Below are 16,919 nucleotides of genomic sequence, written 5' to 3'. Positions count from 1 at the left end.
AGTACAGGCAGTCGTAGAGTGTAAAAGCTTTATCTGTCTGCGTCAGCCGAGACGTGATACACACTGTTAGGTGGAGTCCGTGATGAAACCACGTCGTTGGTACAGCAGCCCTGAGGTCAATCCAACGCAACAATCGCTACCGGTGCGGCCCTTCCCAGCGGCCATCTACTGGATGTTCACGCGGCTGACGCGCCACGAACAGGGCGCCATCATCAAAGGGCCAACACCGCCACTTGCTCCGCAACCACACCCGAAAGCAACGAGCGGCATCATGATGCCGGAGCGTCCACGGCGGATTAATGCAGCCTAGCGGGGGCAGAGGAACAGAGGAACAGAGGAGCAGAGGAGCAGAGGAGCAGAGGAGCAGAGGAGCAGAGGAACAGAGGAACAGAGGAACAGAGCAGTTGAACTACCACGCCCCTCCGCTGGCTTCGACAAGCTCAGCCAGCGGAGGGGCGCAAAACTGTTTCTCTCATACCAATTACCGTTGAACATGCCGCACAATCAAGAATGCTACGGCCCATTGAGACGCCATGTTCGGCAATCTGCAATCTACAATGGTATCAATCCCCGCCACGCACAGGCATCCGATTGACCCTAGCAACGCCATCGTCAATGGCGGCTTGGGCAACGGCGTTAGCAATGGTGGGCACGACGAGGCGGTTGAAGACGCTGGGGATGATGTACTCTTCGCTCAGTTCCTCTGGGGGAATGGCGGAGGCTAGGGCTTCGGCGGCAGCAAGGCGCATGGCCGAGCTAATCTGGCGCGCACTGACATCGAGGGCACCACGGAAGATTCCGGGGAAACTCAAGACATTGTTGATCTGGTTGGGCTGATCGGAGCGTCCGGTGGCTACGACGCGCGCATACTGGCGCAGCATGTCGGGGTCACCTTCAGGCACGGGGTTGGCCAACGCAAAGATAATTGGGTCGGCATTCATGCTCTGCACCATTGCGGGGGTGAGGATGTTGCCGCGTGAAACACCGATGAAGACATCGGCCCCGTGGAGCGCCACGTCGAGCCCGCCGCGCCGCCGGTCACGGTTGGTCTGCGAAGCAACAATGCGTTGCATGGTACTCTGCTGTTGGTAGTCGCCCTCGCGCAGAATGCCGAAGCGATCCACGGCGGTAATTTCGCCAATCCCCGCTTCCAGCAGGGTACGAATAATCGCCGTGCCCGCCGCACCAACCCCATTGACCACGGCGCGTACATCGGCGAGGCGCTTGCCCGCAAGGATCAGCGCATTGCGTAGGGCTGCCAGCACCACAATCGCGGTGCCGTGCTGATCATCGTGCATCACCGGAATATCAAGGCTCTCTTGCAGGCGACCTTCAACGGTGAAGCAAGCAGGCGCAGCAATATCCTCAAGGTTGATGCCGCCAAATGTGGGAGCCAACTGTTCAACCGTTTGGACAATTACTTCGGGCTTTTGCGAGCGTAGGCAGATCGGCACCGCATCAATATTGGCCAACTCCTTAAAGAGAATGGCCTTGCCCTCCATGACCGGCATGGCCGCTTCCGGCCCCAGATTGCCCAAACCAAGGATCGCACTGCCATCACTCACCACCGCAACGCTATTGGCCTTCCACGTAAAGTCAAACGCCTTCTCAAGGTCATCGGCGATGACGCGGCAGACGCGGGCTACGCCAGGCGTATAGGCCAACGAGAGGTCCTCACGGGTCTTGAGTGGCACACGGCTCTGCATCGTGAGCTTACCACCACGGTGGGCCTGCAAAACCCGGTCGCTTACTTCGAGGACATCAATGCCAGGAATTTCACGAATAGCATTGACCAACGACTCACCATGTACCTCATCCTGCACACGCACCGTGAGATCACGGATCAAGAGTGAGCGTTCAGCGCGTACAATATCAATCGCGCCAATATCGCCACCTACCTCGCCAATGCGCGTAGTCAACTGGCCAAGCATGCCGGGGCGATTATCAATCTGGCAGCGCACGGTCACGGTGTAGGCGACTCCGATAGACATAGACAACCTCACTTAGGACAGAAGGTAGAAAATAGCAAGTAGGAACTAGTGCTACCGTCAAAAAACAAAAAAACACGCCTAACCGCTTGGGGATAGGCGACGCCGCTCGGCTCTATGGTACCATAGGCTGACAGGACGTGCAATTTGCCCTGAAGGAGCGCAGCATGAGCAAGCCCGATGATCAGCGCAGCATCAGCCGCACCTATCGTGCCGCAATTCGGCTTGGTGAGGACTATATTACCCTGGAGGAGACGATTACGTTGCCGTTGGATGCCTCGCCCGAAGAGGTGCAGCAAGCGGTAGCCTTGGGCTGGCAGATCTACCAAGCCCAACGCGAGGCGGTCGAGCAGCAGGTGATCACGATCCGCGAGACCCATGTGGCAACGCCGGTGCAGATGCGTGATCCTGATGGGCCCGCGAGCGATAAGCAGCGCAGTTACATTGCGACCTTGCAGGATCATTTGGCTTGGAGCAATGAGCAGTTGGCTGGGTATGCGGCTGATCGAGCCATCGATTTTATGACCATGACGAAGGGCCAAGCCTCCAATTTCATTGATGATCTGAAGAAATTGGCCGATGAGCGAGTACGTTACAGTGCCGAGGGTCGCGGGTGGGGGCGCAGCAGTGAAACGCAGAGCGCCAACCAGGCGGCTTCGGCGCGCCAGCTTCAAGCCCTTACCCGCATCGCCGAACAGCAAGGTCTTGATTTGGAGGCGACGATTGAGCAGCGTTTTGGCATCAACAGCAGCGAACTTAGCAATGAACAGGCAGGTTTGCTGCTGCAAGAATTGCAGCCCCGCCCGGCCCGTGCGAGCCGCCGTGAAGATGCTGCAAAGGATGAGCTGGAATGAGCGCGGGTAGAACAGCAGCACACGCTGCCCCGATGGGGCACCGTGCGCTGCTGTTCTACCTATGTACCTACGTTACCTATTCATCGTCTTCGATCCAAGCGAGGCCGTAGAGGTCGCCGTTATGCTCGCGTTTGCTGACAAAGGGGTGGAGTGCGGTATCGGGCGGGACGCGGCGGTAGATGTAGCGTGGCTGACCCTGCTGTTGAACTGCGAGGTAGTCGCCATTGGTGATAATCTGGGCGTTGCGTTCTTCGTCTAATAGGTCTTCGTAGCCATAGGCATCATCCATGTTGGCACCTCCTTGAGCTAGGAAAGAGGGTGATAGCTCAGTGTTTACCGTTGCCGTTGCCGTTGGGGATGAGCAGGGGCATTGTGCTGGGGCCTTCGACACCGAGTTCGAGTAGGGTGTTGCTCACGACACCAGTGGCTCGGCGCTCGAAGACGATATTGGTGATCTCGTCTACGAGGCTGATGGCACCGTTGTAGCCAACGATAGAACGGCGGTGGTAACCGAAGCGATCCTCGACCGGGAAACCAACCCGCACCAAGGGAATCTTCTCGGCATCGGCGATGAACTTGCCCTTCGAGTGGCCGATGAGCAGGTCAACCGGCTTGGCCTTGATGCGCTTGTGCAACTCGTGCAGGTCGCTCTTGATGATGATCTCGCTCTCCACGCCTAGCTCTTGGGTCACCTCAACCATGTGCTCGGCCCAGGGCTTGCTCTCCGAGGCCGTAAGAATATAGGCGGGGGTCATGCCCATCTCGACCACAAGGCTGGTGAGCCCCTCGAGGATGTCGGGGTCGCCAAAGAGTGCGACGCGCAACCCACTGGTGAACATGTGGGTGTCAACGAGGGCGTCGAGCAGGCGGGCGCGTTCAACCTGGAGAATCTCGGGAACCGTATGGTCGGTAATCTCAGTGAGCGTGTCTACGAAGGCGTCGGTGTTCTCTAGGCCGATAGGCATGGGCAAGATGTGGGCGGGGACGTTATGGCGTCGCTCGTAGATGTGGGCTGCATCACCGCCGATGTGGCGCTGCAGGGCAATGGTGGCGATCGATTTGGAGGAACTCTGGAGCTCTTCGATGGTGGTACCGCCACGGGCGAAGTGGGGGCGTGGTTCGTAGTAGCCGCCGTCGAGTGTCTCGGAGTAGTCGGTGAGCCAGATGGCGTGCAGGGCCATCTCACGCACGATATGCTTCAGTTCGCGGATGTCGCCAGGATTGACCCATCCAGGGATAATGTTGATCTTGCCGTTGGTCTCGCCCTTCTTTTTGCGCCGATCCGGCAGGTTATTGGCAATCTCCTTGAGGAAGTTGTCGAAGCCGGTAGCATGATTCCCAATGTAGGAGGGGGTCTTGACCGAGAGGATGGGGATGGTGATCTCGGGGTTGTTGTCCTTGAATTCGTCAATAATACCGGGAATATCGTCGCCAATAGTCTCAGAGAGGCAGGTAGAGCAGACCATGATCATGGTTGGATTGAAGCGCTCCCAGATATTCTTGAGTGCGCTGAGAAGATTGTTCTTACCCCCATAGACGGTAGTCTTTTCGGTAAGCGAAGTGGAGGCAACCTCAACGGGTTCGCGGAAGTGGCGAGCCATCTGGTGGCGCGGGTAGGTGGCACAGCCTTGAGATCCGTGGTTGATGGTGATGGCGCCGTGGATGCCATAGTTCGCAAGCATTGCGCCGATAGGCGCACACGAGCGGGTGGGGTTGATGGCAACCGCTCGATCTTGGGTGGTGACGCAGCTCATATATGGTTTGCTCCTCTTTATGGTTTGCAAGGGGAAGACCCAACAAAGGAAAATCAGTCTGCGCCTTCAAAGCCGTGGGCGAATCCGTGGCTAGTGTGGTGGGCAGCGGGAGCGGGACGGGCTTTGCGCTTGAGCGTGGCCCAGATGGGCGCGTGAATGGCTTTGTCAATGTCGCGGGCGAAGTTGACCATGCCGCTGAAGCCAGCGTAGGGGCCTGTGTCGTAGGTGTGACCATTGACAAAGGGAACGCCGAGTTTGTAGGCGACATACTTCTCTTTGTTGCCGGAGATGAAGAGGTCGGGGCGGCGATGGGTGAGGATCTCTTCGAGCTCAGGAACGTTGGGGTTGTCAATCATCATGCCCCCGGCGTCAATCTGCTCAAAGATCTTCTCGTAGTCATCTTCGTGACCAAAGGTAGTGGCGACGGTGATGGTCTTCATGCCAAGCTCACGCAGCAGTTCGATCCAGTGCCAAGCACGCGGGCCACCCTGATAGATAAAGACGGTCTTGCCCTGTAAGCGCTCGCGGTAGTAGTCAATCTTGGGCTGGAGTTTGGCCAACTCATTGGCAATCACCGCTTCGGCTTGGGCTTCGAGGCCAAAGAAGGCGGCGGTGTCGCGGAGGGCTTGGGCCATATGCTTGATGCCCCAGAGCGTGACATTGATGTAGGGCGTGCCGTACTTCTCTTGCATCATGTCGGCAATGTAGGTGGCAGAGCGCTGGCAGTGGACGACATTGAGCGCCGCTTTGTGCATGATCCGCAGCTCGTCTACGCCGACATTGCCGGTGAAGCGGGTGATGATCTTGAGGCCGAGCGCCTCAAAGAGATACTCAAAGGTGCGAAGATCGTTCTTGATGTTGTAATCACCGACGATATTGATGGTGCGGCTGAAGTCGCCTTCGGGTTCAGCAGAGCCGACCAGTTGGCGGAAGATGGTCTCGTTGCCGACGTGGTGACCCATAGACTGGCTGACACCCTTGAAGCCTTCGCATTCAAAGAAGACGACGGGCTTACCGATCATTTCTTCGGCCTGCTTGGCCACATCACGACCATCGTCGCCGATCAGGGCCGTGGAGCAGGTGTTGTAGACAAAGACGGCTTTGGCTTCGGGAAACTCGCGGTTGGCCTCGATGATTGACTGGAGCAGCTTCTTTTCGCCACCGAAGACAATGTTGGTCTCATTCATATCGCTGACAAAGGTATACTTCATGTGGAAGTCGCTGTCAGCAAGGTGGGGGCGGTAGCCCCAGGAGAAGAAGGCGCAACCGATGGGGCCGTGAGTGAGCTGAATGGCGTCTTTGACAGGGCCACCGACGACGCCACGGCAACCAGCGTAGGTGCAACCTCGCTCGGTCATGTCACCGGGGGTGGTGGCGGAATTACTGGCAATGAAGCAGTCGGTGCCGTCACCACGGCGGCAGCCGCCCTCGCTCGTCTTGAGGGCAATGTGGAGTGCCCGGTCGGGCAGAGTGGCATTGCATTTTAGTTTCATGGATCAATCCTTGATTAGCTATGGTGGGGATGATGTACGGGAACCTAATTCCTGCATAGACCCTACCCACGGCGTTCAGCAAGAAACTTGGGGATGCAGACCTGCTCGCTGGGGGTAGGGCCGCAGCCCTCTTCACCAGGAACACCAATGGCATCGGCGCGGCAACGCTGGCAGTTGCGGAACTGTTCAATGACCGTGGCACAGGTGTTGCGTACCGCATTGACCTGTTCGAGGGTAGGTTCTGGGAGATGGGCAAACTTCGCGAGCGGCAGCATCGGGATAATGTTCATGATGTAGGCACCGCGATCCTTGACGGCATGAGCAATATCGAGCATATGCTGATCGTTGACGCCGGGGATGAGGACGCTATTGACCTTGACGAACATGCCGCGTAGGGCCGCTTCGCGCAAACCCTCCATCTGGTTCTTGTGGAGCAGAGCGAAGGCTTCGGGGCCACGATAGGTTTTGCCCTGGTAGCGCACATGGGCGTAGATCTGCTCGCCAATGGCTTGCTCAACTGCGTTGATCGTGATGGTGAGCGTGGAGATCCCGGCACGTTCGATGGCATCAATGCGATCAGGCAGAAGCAGGCCATTGGTAGAGATGCAGCGCGTGAGTTGGGGAAACTCATCCTTGGCGCGCTCGAAGGTGGTGATAGTGGCATCGTTGGCGAGGGCATCGCCGGGGCCAGCCACACCAAGCACGCGCAGACGGGGATCGCGGGCCACCGCTTGGCCAATGGTCTGGAGCGCCTGATCGGGAGAGACGACGCGCATCGTCACGCCGGGGCGATTCTCGTTGGGGCAAGCATACTTGCGAACACAGTAGTTGCACTGAATGTTACAGCGCGGCGCAACAGGAACGTGGATGCGCCCGAAGCGGAAGTGCGCCCCACGGCTATAGCATGGGTGGGTACTAATATCTACCTTGGGGATACAACTGCCTTGGCAGGTGCTAGGGGGAGGAGTTGCGTGCATGGTGAGGAAGGATCCTTTCTGGTAAACTAGGAATTTCGTTGGGGATACGACCGTTGGCTCTCATCCCCTGGCGTCCTCTCCCGCAGCGCGGGAGAGGGGAAACGACATTCCACAGCAGTGCCATTGCAAGGGACGAACGCACCTAATCAGGGTGTCCTCGCGTCCTCGCGTCCTAGACTCAATCCATGATCCCATAGTCACGCATCAGATCCTCAAGCTCATCTTGGCTGATGGGAGTGGGGATGGTAAAATCCTCATTCTCCTGAATCTTGCCAGCGAGGGTACGGTACTCACCAGCCTGAGGCAACTCGGGGTCGTAGTCAATGACCGTCTTGCGGTTAATCTCGGCGCGTTGGACATCCTTGCTACGGGGTACGAAGTGGATCATCTTGGTATTGAGGCGCTTGGCAAACTCATTGACCATCTCGTACTCGTTCTCGACCATACGCGAATTGCAGATCAGGCCACCGAGGCGGGCGTAGCCGCGCTCGCCAAACTTCTTGATACCCTTGGCGATGTTATTGGCGGCGAAGAGGGCCATATACTCGCCGGAGCAGACGATGTAGATCTCTTCGGCATAGCCCTCGCGGATGGGCATCGCAAAGCCGCCACAGACCACGTCGCCGAGAACATCGTAGAAGACGTAATCCAAATTGTCCTTATACGCACCAAGGGTTTCGAGGGTCTGGATGGCAGTAATAACCCCACGGCCACCACAGCCGACGCCAGGTTCTGGGCCGCCCGACTCGACGCACTTCACATCACCAAAGCCCTTCACCAGCACCGTATCGAGCTGCACGCTTTCGGGGCCAATGTCACGCAGGGTATCGAGAACCGAGGGCTGGCGCGTACCACCAAGCAGGAGGCGGGTACAATCCGCCTTGGGGTCACACCCGACCACCATCAATTTGTTTCCCATCGAAGCCAGAGCCGCCGCCGTATTCTGCTGTGTCGTAGACTTCCCAATTCCGCCTTTGCCATAGAATGCAACCTGACGCATAGCGATGCTCCTTTTGACCTGACCGCTCGTTTCGCTTGGCAACAACAAAGACAGCCGCACTCCAAAAGTGATGGAGGCGGCTGGGCTGGTGTATCCAACTCGGCGCAACCCGAGCGGGCACCGGCGCTTACGCCGCCGTGGTGATCTGGGTCGGTGCCAGCGACCCAGACCACCTTGATACAGGTGGCGGTGGCGTAAGCGATGATGCAGACATGTGCTATGATGTCCGTGCATCGGCGCTTACGCCGCCGCTGCGTAGTTCCCCTACCGGTGCCAGCGGTGGGGGAACCCCTTTTTGGCTGATCGTCCCGCTGCTGCGGGCAGTTCAGCCAGCTTGCTGCGCCATTGCAGGCAAGAGCATCATTCGTAATGACTGTGGGGCAGTCGTTACCTGCGCTGCGAAGATCACGGTGCTACCACATACGACCTCACAAGCCGCTTGGGCCTGTGGGGTCTCGTGCGTTCTTGGAGCAGTAGGCACCCGCATAGGGGCCGAGCTTGGCTTACGCCAAAGCCACCCTGCACACAAGTCCGCGTGGACTGCGACCGCTGAACTGTCGCTTTTGATCTTCCTTCATTGGGTATGCGCTGAGTATAGCACCACGGCGCTCTTTTGACAACCCTATTTCATCGTTTCTTTGGTTAAGAATTGTCAATTATCTAGGTTTTCATTTATTGTGATGGAATGAACGAGATAAATAATCATATTATACGGGGCTTTTGTAAGATATATCCTATGGAATATGTTAGTTTGTCTAAGCCCAAAGGGGGTCATTTGTACATGTTGTACATATGAAAAAGTAAGAAAATAACTCGTTCGCTCGCGTTTTTCATGGAGGTCGGCACTTGCCCCACAACTTCTCCACATTACCCACAAAGTTATCCACAACTTATCTGCGAGGGGTTGGGGGGCGCGTGAGTGGGGGTTTAGGCGTTGCTGATGCCAGTGGGTGAGCGTAAAAGTCATGACAGTTGCCTGAGTTATCCACATCATGCCCACGTAGTGATTCGACATAAACCCATGGATTCGGCAGTAGAACCGAAAGATTAGGCTCTGTCGGAGAGGGGTGATCTATAAGGAATTGCTATAGCAAACACCCCTTGCCTTGCTTGAAATAGGGGGGAAGATCGAGTATGATCTGCACCACGGGAGGGCCACAGATTGAGCGCTCCGCGCTGGTCATGACCTAAGAGGCTATCTGAAAAGTCTATGAACTGGCGTTGGAGTGCCGGCTTCAGCCGGCTGAAGCTGGCACTCCAACGCCAGCCCATGGTTCGTAGCTACGGTACCGTTTGCGAGGGAGGGCGCACGGACGCGCAACCCTCGCCGCTGCGCCTCACGCATCTTCGCAAGCTGGTACAGCGACCTTCCACTGTTCTGAAACCATCCCTCGTGCAGGCAGGCTTTCTATGCTCTGGGCATAGGCTCGCGCCTATGCTCTAGCTTTTTCTTGGGCACAGCAAGGAGGTGCCAGTGAACCTGAACCAGATTTGGCAAGCTGCACTGGGCACGATTCAGCTCCAGACATCGCGGCAAGAATTTGATACATGGTTGCGGGGCACCACGCTGCTGGCTCTTGATGGCGGCATGGCCACCGTAGGTACCACCTCGCCATTCCACAAAGAGGGGCTTGAGAATCGCTACCTTGCGCCGGTGCGTCGTTCGCTCGGCGATGTGGTGGGCTATCCCGTGCAGGTGCGGGTCGTGATTGGCGCTGGAGCGGCGGTGCGCAGTGATACCAATGGCAACGGTCATGCGCATGGCAATGGCAGTACGCCCTTGATGGCCCACGCTGATGCTGATAGCCTCGCGAATGCCGAACGGGCCGTGCAACTCGATTTTAGCAATGCGATGCGTGCGGGTATGCTTAATCCGAAGTATACCTTTGCGCGCTTCATTGTTGGCTCGAGCAACCGGCTGGCCCACGCAGCCTGCCTGGGGGTGGCCGATAATCCCGGCCAAGCCTATAACCCGCTCTTCCTCTATGGCGGCGTGGGTTTGGGTAAGACCCACCTGCTCCATGCGATTGGCAACTATGTCCTCGACCGCGACCCGGAAATTAACGTCCTCTATGTCTCCTCCGAGAAGTTTACCAACGACCTGATCAATGCGATTCGGCGTCAGCAGACGGAGGAGTTTCGGATGCGTTACCGCAATATTGATGTTCTCTTAATTGATGATATTCAGTTTATTGCGGGCAAAGATGCGACCCAGGAGGAGTTTTTTCATACCTTCAATGCGCTCCATGCGGCGGCAAAACATATCATCATTAGCTCGGATAAGCCGCCAAAAGCTATTTTGACCCTAGAGGAGCGCTTGCGTTCGCGCTTTGAGTGGGGGCTGATCTGCGATATTCAGCCTCCCGACCTCGAGACGCGCACGGCAATTTTGCGTACCAAGGGCGAGCAGATGAATGTCTATGTGCCCGATGAGGTGATTGATTTCCTCGCCCATAAGGTGCAGAGTAACATCCGTGAGCTTGAGGGTAGCCTCAATCGGGTGGCAGCCTATGCCGATCTGCACCAGGTGCATATCACCGTTGAGGTGGCGACGCTGGCTCTGGCCGATCTGCTTGGGAGTGCCCGACGTAAGCGGATTACGCCCGACATGATCCTCAACGCGGTGAGTGAACACTACGGCGTGGATCTGCGAACCCTCCAAGGCCGTGGGCGCTCGCGCAATATTGTAGTACCGCGCCACGTTGTGATGTATCTGCTGCGTGAAGAGACCGACTGTAGCCTGATGGATATTGGCAATCTCTTGGGTGGACGTGACCATACGACGGTCATGCATGGCTGTGAGAAGATCGGTGAGGAGATCAATACCGATACACGCCTACGTAATGAGGTGTTGAGCATCCGCGAACGGTTGCATGCCCAGGTTGTTTAGGGATGGTTCTTGGAGGCTTTACCGTTTGCGAGGAGGCGAGGAGGCGAAGCCCTCGCCTCACGCATCCTCGCAACATTGTAAAGCGGCCTTCCCCTTTCTGAAACCATCCCTCTTGACTTTGCACAAATGTTCTTGTATACTGTTGGGGGCTGTCCCAAACCCGCTGTATTGCTTTCGTTTTGGCGGTGTCGCCACCAAAACGAAAGCAATACAGCTCTTTACCTTTGAACATGCCGCATCATCAAGAACGCGAAAGCCGATTGAGACGCCATGTTCGGCAATCTGCAATCAACAAGCTACAATCTGAAATGGTCTTAGGAGTCAACCATGGCCACAACTAGCCCCCCCTTTCTCGTTTGGTACGACGATAGCCCGCGCATTAGTACCGTCAGAAAGATTGAAGATGCCATTGCGGCCTACAGTGATCGCTTTGGTGGGATTGAACCAACCTTAGTATTAGTCAATGATCAGGATGTCACTAGCCTAGAAGGGGTCGAGGTGCGCACTGCAACCAATGTACGGCGCAATACCTTCTGGGTTGGGCGCGAGGATGGCCTGGCCCCTGAACGCCCTATCACTTCCTTGGGAAGGGTACAGAAACGAGGAAATAGAAAATAGGCAGTAGGGGATCCCTTTGCGCTTTTTTGCGGCAATAAACCCATGTTCTGTGTGCCCATGAAAGCCCTAGCACCTTCCATCTGTTCTCCTGTTCTCTGTTCTCCTGTTCTCTGTTCTCCTGTTCTCTGTTCTTTTGTTCTCTGTTCTTTTGTTCTCTGTTCTGTACCCTTACTCCTCCATCTCCTCCACATCCTCTACCCGCTCCACTGGTGAGCGCACTGGCAGTACCGGGCAGTTGGCTGGTGCATCCGCTGGTGGGGCGATCTGGTAGTAGGCTTGCATGATCTGCGTTACTGCGGGCAATGCCATGGTTGAAGAACCATCGCCAAGATCACCCACGCCTTCGATCAGCACCGCAACCACGATCTCGGGGTTGTCGTATGGTGCAAAGCCCACAAACCATGCGTGGCTTTGGCGCACAAGCCGCTGGTTCGGGCGCAGAATCAGCGGCCCAAACTCGGCGGTGCCAGTCTTGCCCGCAAGATCAAGACCAGCACAGTCTGGATGGGCTGTGCGGTTGGGCACATTCATCACCGACTCGCGCATACCATGACGAATCGCCTGCAGGTGGGCAGGATCAACCGGTACGCGACTAATAACCTCTGGTGCGATTGTGCGTACCGTCGCGCCGTTGCTGTCCGTAAGGTGCGTCACAACGTGGGGCCGCTGAATGGTGCCATCGAGGGCAATGCCCCCCGCTGCAACCGCTAGTTGCAAGGGCGTAACCAAAAGATCACCTTGGCCAATCGCGGTGTTGTAGGTGTCGCCTGTGGTCCAGACTTCACGCTTGACCGCCGCCTTCCATGTGCTGGTTGGCAGCAGACCTGGTGCCTCGCCTGCAATATCAACGCCGGTTGTGCGTCCAAAGTGGAACCAATCAAGCCCTTCAACCAAGCCCTCAATCTGCATGCCAGTAATGCGCAAGGCGCGATCATCCAGGTTGGTGGCCTGATCGTTGCCCCCCGCAATCGAGGCAAAGAAGACGTTGGATGAGAGACGTAGGGCATCGGCCAGATTGAGCAGGCCGTTGTCCCGTTCACGTATCGAGTTGGGCAACTCAAAGAGTGCGCCACCGCGCTCAATTAGGCGCAGCACCCCCGGATCGCGCAGTTGGGTGTCGGCTGTAATGATGCCCTGTTGTAATGCGGCTGCCCCAACAAACTGCTTAAGCGTCGAGCCAGGAGGGTATTGACCAGTTATTGAGCGATTGGTCAAGGGGGCAAGGCGGAGCAACTCGGCCAATTCTTCGGGATCGCTTGGGCTGAGCAGCGCGATGAGTTCGGCTTGGCGCCTTGGGTCTACCCAGACATTGTTGTCAAAGGCGGGCAACGAAACCATCGCCAGGATGCGTCCATCACGCGGATCGAGTGCGACTGCCGAACCAGCCACAATCGGATCGTAGTCACGCTTGTAGGCTTCGGGCGCTCGCTGCCGTCGTGCTTCACCCTCAGCAATCCAATCGCGCAGCAGCCGCTCCACCTCGGCTTGGAAGGGGATATCAATGGACAACACGAGGTTGAGGCCATTCTCTACCGGATAGACCCGCTCCATGGCGCTGACTGGGCGGTTGAGCGCATCCACAAAGACCATATCAAGGCCCAAGTGCCCGCGCAACTCGCGTTCGTAGCTGGCTTCAAGCCCATCTTTGCCAATCCTGTCATCCACTTGGTAGGGGGCCAAGCCCAAGCTCGCCGGATCAATCGGCTTACGCAGGAGCCCACAGCGTCCTGATTGGCCTACGACATCCGCCATGCTGGTGAGCCACGAACTGGCCGGGTTGGCGACGAGCAATTCACACTCGTTGATCCGCCCGATGTAGCCAAGCAGATGCGAGAGCGAAGGGACTTCAGCACTATGAGGGTAGCGGCGCTGGTAACTGGCGATTACCTGAGCCCCCGGTAGGTAGTTGCTATTCTCACTGATTGCCATGGCCAAATTGTTACTAAGCGCCTCGGCAACCAGAACCGGCTGGTAGGGCCGTACACTCTGGCGGGCGATCATGGCCTCAATCGGGCTTTCGAGGCGCAACACATCACTGTAGGTACGGGTCAATTCCAATGCCCGCAGGCTATGCTGGGGGGCGATCGTAAGCGTCAGTGGTTCACTGCTCGTTATGGGCGGCAACGGCCCCAGATCATTGAGCGTCCGCCGCAAGAGGGGGCGCTCTTCCAGCACCATAGTTGGTGTCAAGATCAGGGTTGAGCTAAGCTCAGCCACCTTACCCAGACGTGCCACTACTTCAGCCCGTTCCCAGGGCTGACGATTGGCATCAGGCATGCGCCCTGGCACCACAGCTAAACTATAGACCGGCACACTCTCGGCGAGCAGGGTCTGTGCATCGGCAGCAAAAATCTCTCCGCGACGCGGCGCAACCACCACATTTCGGCGGGTGATCACTTCTGGATCAACCCCAAACCTGTTGCTATCGCCCGTCACCATTTGTAAGTGGTAGAGCCGTGCGCTCATGATCACCACCACGATGATCACCAAGAGCCGGAGGCTTAAAAGGCGAAATTCCATTGCTTAATCCCGATCCGTTCGCATTCCCAAGACCCAGCGCATGGTGATGTAGATCGGCAGGGTGAGAATCAGTGCCAGCAGTGTAGTAGGCAGAATCACAAAACGGCTGTAACTGAACCATTCAAGCGGGAGAGGCTGGGTAAGCAAGGCCAGACTGATCTCGTAGATCAAGGTGGCCAGCAGCACCGCCAAGAGCGGAATAAGCGGCCCGCCAAGCTGGAGCCGTCGCGTGGCAAGAATGACCAGCAGGGCCGCCAGCAGCAGCGCGAGGGCATGTACTCCAAGGGGGCTAGCAGTCAGCAGATCGAGCGTCAGGCCGCCATAGATCGCCCAGCGTAGCGCATAGCTCAACTCGCTATCGGGGAAGGGCGTTGCCAAGCCCACCAAGATGCGGCTGACCACCAATACCACCAGCAGCGGCAATGCGAAGCCAAGTGGTGTTAGCAGCAGCGTAGCTTGGATAAGCGCGAGGGCTATGAGCGCCAAGATGCGTACACCTTCACGCGCCAGCCGCTCCTCTAGCCGTCTTGACTGAGAATCACCCACACGTACCGCACCTGATCAGTATCAACGAAGGGTCGCAGTTCGGCTTGCTGATACTGTTCAATCGTCTCAAAGTATTCGATCGTACCAATCGGAATATTGGCTGGCACAGCGGCCAGGGCAAAAGGCAGTTCCAGCACCGCAGTAAGCCCTGCGGTTACGACCGGGGCATCAACGGCTAGGTTCATGGCCCGTTCCACCTGCATGAGCCGCAGTCGTGAGCCGCGTTGCCACTGGCCCTGCACAAGGCCAATCGTGGCGCGGCCTTCGTGCAACACCCGCCCACTGATCTGGCTCCCCACATCGGTGAGCAGCAGCACCTCAGCAGTATGGCTATTGACCGTCTCGACAATGCCGACCAACCCTGCGGGACCACCGGGATTCTGACCAATCACCGCCATGCCCGGCTGGACACCATCGCGTGTGCCGCGGCTAAGGAGCATCACCCGCCGCCCCGCATCGGGAGCCCGCACAGCCACCTCTGCTCCGAGCAACTGCCATGGACGTTCGCGCTGAATCGCAAGCTGCTGGCGCAGGAAGACATTCTCAACATGGGCCTGTTCATGACGAATCAAGGCTTCATTGAGCCGACTATTCTCACGTTCGAGCTCAGCCACCCGCTCACGTAACGCAGCATCACCCCAAGGGCCAGCGAACCACCCAGCGACATCATCGCGCATGCTAGTTAACCACTGGGCCGGTGGTGCCAACACCCGTTGCAGGCCCGCCCGCACAGGATCGAGCCAGCCCTGGCTGCCAAGAGCCAACAGTAGTGCAACCAAGACACAGAGAACCAGCGCGAGCAGGATCGGGCGCGCACTGGTGGGTGCAGCGACCCGTTCACGGCGTAATTTTAGGGGTTTATCATCAAGCAGATCGCGCATAACCTAGAGCTTTGCTCTCCGCGAGCTCTGGGTGCGGCTCAAGATGTCTTGGTAGACCTTATTCTCAAAATTCTCCACCATCTTGCCCGCGCCGCGCGCCACACATGAGAGCGGATCTTCGGCAATATGGACAGGCATGCGCGTCTCCGCAGAGATACGTTTATCGAGGCCGTGGAGCAACGAACCGCCACCAGCGAGAGTAATGCCATGCTCCATAATATCGGCCACCAACTCAGGCGGCGTCTCTTCAAGGGCAAAGCGTACCTCTTGGATAATCGCATTGACTGGGCCACTGATGCCGTCGCGGATTTCAACCGAACTAACCTCAACAGCTTTCGGCAGACCAGTGAGCAGATCGCGGCCCCGCAGGACAACCTTAATCTCCTCTTCGAGAGGATAGGCCGAACCAGCGGCAATCTTAGCCCGTTCAGCCATACGCTCACCGATGAGCAGATTATACTCACGGCGTGCGAATTGGATGATCGCCTCATCAATCTCATCGCCAGCGGTACGGATCGAATGGTTGATCACAATCCCACCGAGCGAAATCACGGCAACTTCAGTGGTCCCACCACCAACATCCACAATCATGCTACCAATCGGCTCTTCGACGGGCAAACCCGCGCCAATGGCGGCTGCCATAGGCTCTTCCACCACATAGGCTTCACGCGCCTTCGCATTGAGCGTCGCATCACGTGCAGCCCGTTTTTCCACCTCAGTCACCCCGGAGGGCACCCCTACAACCACACGGGGGCGCGGATCAACCAAGCGCATGGGCGAATAGGCGTGAGCCTTCTTGATAAAGTAGGCCAACATCTTCTCGACCACATCAAAATCGGCGATCACGCCATCCTTCAGCGGACGAACGGCAATAATATTGGCAGGCGTCTTACCAACCATCGCCTTAGCTTCGGCGCCAACGGCATGGACGCGCTTAGTACGTGCATCAATCGCAACCACCGAGGGTTCGCTAATCACGATCCCCTTACCTCGAACATGAACCAGAGTATTGGCCGTACCCAGGTCAATGCCCAAGTCACGGCTAAAAGCGCCAAACAGCGAGTTAATCGGGTTAAAGCCCACGTTCCACTCCGCACGACGAAAATATAGTATAAGCTGAAAACACCCTATTATAGCATGCTCATGCGCTATGCGTGCTTGGGGCGGGATGCGAGGATGCGGGGATGCGAGGATGCGAGGATGTGGGGATGCGGGGATGCGGGGAGGCGAGGAGGCGAGGAGGCGGGGATGCGAGGATGCGAAGCCGCCACAGTGGAAGAACAAAGCGGGTTTGGGGCGTAGCCCCAAATAACATATATACGAAAGTTAAACCTTACCTAAGTACTAGGACTAGGGCTAGTCCTAGTACTCCCAACAATTCGGTACTTTCAGACTATT

At 57.1% G+C, this 16,919-nt stretch carries 15 protein-coding genes; 5 read left to right on the top strand and 10 right to left on the bottom strand.

All coding sequences use genetic code 11. The features are described 5' to 3' along the window. Positions 1-82 precede the first annotated feature (82 nt). On the top strand, positions 83-310 hold the full coding sequence (locus tag CJ255_RS01385) for a hypothetical protein (protein WP_097642299.1): 228 nt from the start codon (positions 83-85) through the stop codon (positions 308-310). A 253-nt stretch (positions 311-563) separates the two neighbouring features. Here the strand turns inward: CJ255_RS01385 and CJ255_RS01380 are convergent, their stop codons facing one another. Next, positions 564-1,991, bottom strand: coding sequence for a malic enzyme-like NAD(P)-binding protein (locus tag CJ255_RS01380; RefSeq protein ID WP_097642298.1), 1,428 nt, complete (start codon positions 1,989-1,991; stop codon positions 564-566). Positions 1,992-2,155: 164 nt separating this feature from the next. Here CJ255_RS01380 and CJ255_RS01375 point away from each other — a divergent pair, with 164 nt between their 5' ends. Further along, entirely contained in the window at positions 2,156-2,842 is a 687-nt protein-coding gene (locus CJ255_RS01375; RefSeq protein ID WP_097642297.1) for a hypothetical protein, read from the top strand. Between the two features lie 76 nt (positions 2,843-2,918). On the opposite strand, the gene CJ255_RS01370 is transcribed toward CJ255_RS01375, so the two are convergent. From CJ255_RS01370 to nifH, 5 genes are all read right to left on the bottom strand, one after another. Further along, the gene (locus tag CJ255_RS01370; RefSeq protein ID WP_097642296.1) at positions 2,919-3,131 is read right to left on the bottom strand and encodes a hypothetical protein; all 213 of its coding nucleotides are present in this window, start codon (positions 3,129-3,131) and stop codon (positions 2,919-2,921) included. A 37-nt stretch (positions 3,132-3,168) separates the two neighbouring features. Next, on the bottom strand, positions 3,169-4,596 hold the full coding sequence (gene nifN / locus CJ255_RS01365) for a nitrogenase iron-molybdenum cofactor biosynthesis protein NifN (RefSeq protein ID WP_097642295.1): 1,428 nt from the start codon (positions 4,594-4,596) through the stop codon (positions 3,169-3,171). Between the two features lie 53 nt (positions 4,597-4,649). Beyond that, positions 4,650-6,089: a nitrogenase component I subunit alpha gene (locus tag CJ255_RS01360; protein ID WP_097642294.1), complete on the bottom strand. Its 1,440-nt coding sequence runs from the start codon at positions 6,087-6,089 to the stop codon at positions 4,650-4,652. A 62-nt stretch (positions 6,090-6,151) separates the two neighbouring features. Continuing rightward, positions 6,152-7,066 (bottom strand): radical SAM protein, encoded by a 915-nt coding sequence (locus CJ255_RS01355; RefSeq protein WP_097642293.1) that lies wholly within the window; start codon positions 7,064-7,066, stop codon positions 6,152-6,154. 178 nt (positions 7,067-7,244) lie between these two features. Beyond that, positions 7,245-8,066 carry a nitrogenase iron protein gene (nifH, locus tag CJ255_RS01350; protein WP_097642292.1) on the bottom strand — a complete coding sequence of 274 codons (822 nt, stop codon included), beginning with the start codon at positions 8,064-8,066 and terminating at the stop codon, positions 7,245-7,247. Positions 8,067-8,206: 140 nt separating this feature from the next. Between nifH and CJ255_RS22375 the strand changes: the two genes are divergently transcribed. From CJ255_RS22375 to CJ255_RS01340, 3 genes are all read left to right on the top strand, one after another. Further along, the gene (locus CJ255_RS22375; RefSeq protein ID WP_124681781.1) at positions 8,207-8,683 is read left to right on the top strand and encodes a hypothetical protein; all 477 of its coding nucleotides are present in this window, start codon (positions 8,207-8,209) and stop codon (positions 8,681-8,683) included. A gap of 857 nt (positions 8,684-9,540) precedes the next feature. Further along, positions 9,541-10,956 (top strand): chromosomal replication initiator protein DnaA, encoded by a 1,416-nt coding sequence (gene dnaA, locus CJ255_RS01345; protein WP_097642291.1) that lies wholly within the window; start codon positions 9,541-9,543, stop codon positions 10,954-10,956. Positions 10,957-11,283: 327 nt separating this feature from the next. Further along, a complete protein-coding gene (locus CJ255_RS01340; protein WP_097642290.1) occupies positions 11,284-11,574 on the top strand; it encodes a hypothetical protein in 291 nt (96 codons plus the stop codon). Positions 11,575-11,742: 168 nt separating this feature from the next. On the opposite strand, the gene CJ255_RS01335 is transcribed toward CJ255_RS01340, so the two are convergent. Genes CJ255_RS01335 through CJ255_RS01320 form a run of 4 tightly spaced genes read right to left on the bottom strand, consistent with a single transcriptional unit; the run spans position 11,743 to position 16,604 of the window. Continuing rightward, positions 11,743-14,094, bottom strand: coding sequence for a penicillin-binding transpeptidase domain-containing protein (locus CJ255_RS01335; RefSeq protein ID WP_097642289.1), 2,352 nt, complete (start codon positions 14,092-14,094; stop codon positions 11,743-11,745). A 3-nt stretch (positions 14,095-14,097) separates the two neighbouring features. Continuing rightward, positions 14,098-14,640, bottom strand: coding sequence for a rod shape-determining protein MreD (locus tag CJ255_RS01330; protein WP_097642324.1), 543 nt, complete (start codon positions 14,638-14,640; stop codon positions 14,098-14,100). Next, positions 14,613-15,521, bottom strand: coding sequence for a rod shape-determining protein MreC (mreC, locus tag CJ255_RS01325; RefSeq protein ID WP_097642287.1), 909 nt, complete (start codon positions 15,519-15,521; stop codon positions 14,613-14,615). Before mreC ends, CJ255_RS01330 begins: the two co-directional genes overlap by 28 nt. A 3-nt stretch (positions 15,522-15,524) precedes the next feature. Further along, positions 15,525-16,604 carry a rod shape-determining protein gene (locus CJ255_RS01320; RefSeq protein WP_097642286.1) on the bottom strand — a complete coding sequence of 360 codons (1,080 nt, stop codon included), beginning with the start codon at positions 16,602-16,604 and terminating at the stop codon, positions 15,525-15,527. Positions 16,605-16,919 lie beyond the last annotated feature (315 nt).

It is taken from the genome of Candidatus Viridilinea mediisalina (assembly GCF_002532535.1).
Classification (GTDB): Bacteria; Chloroflexota; Chloroflexia; order Chloroflexales; family Chloroflexaceae; genus Viridilinea; species Viridilinea mediisalina.
Note: the sequence above shows the minus strand (reverse complement) of the source record. Positions and strands in the feature narration are given on the sequence as shown.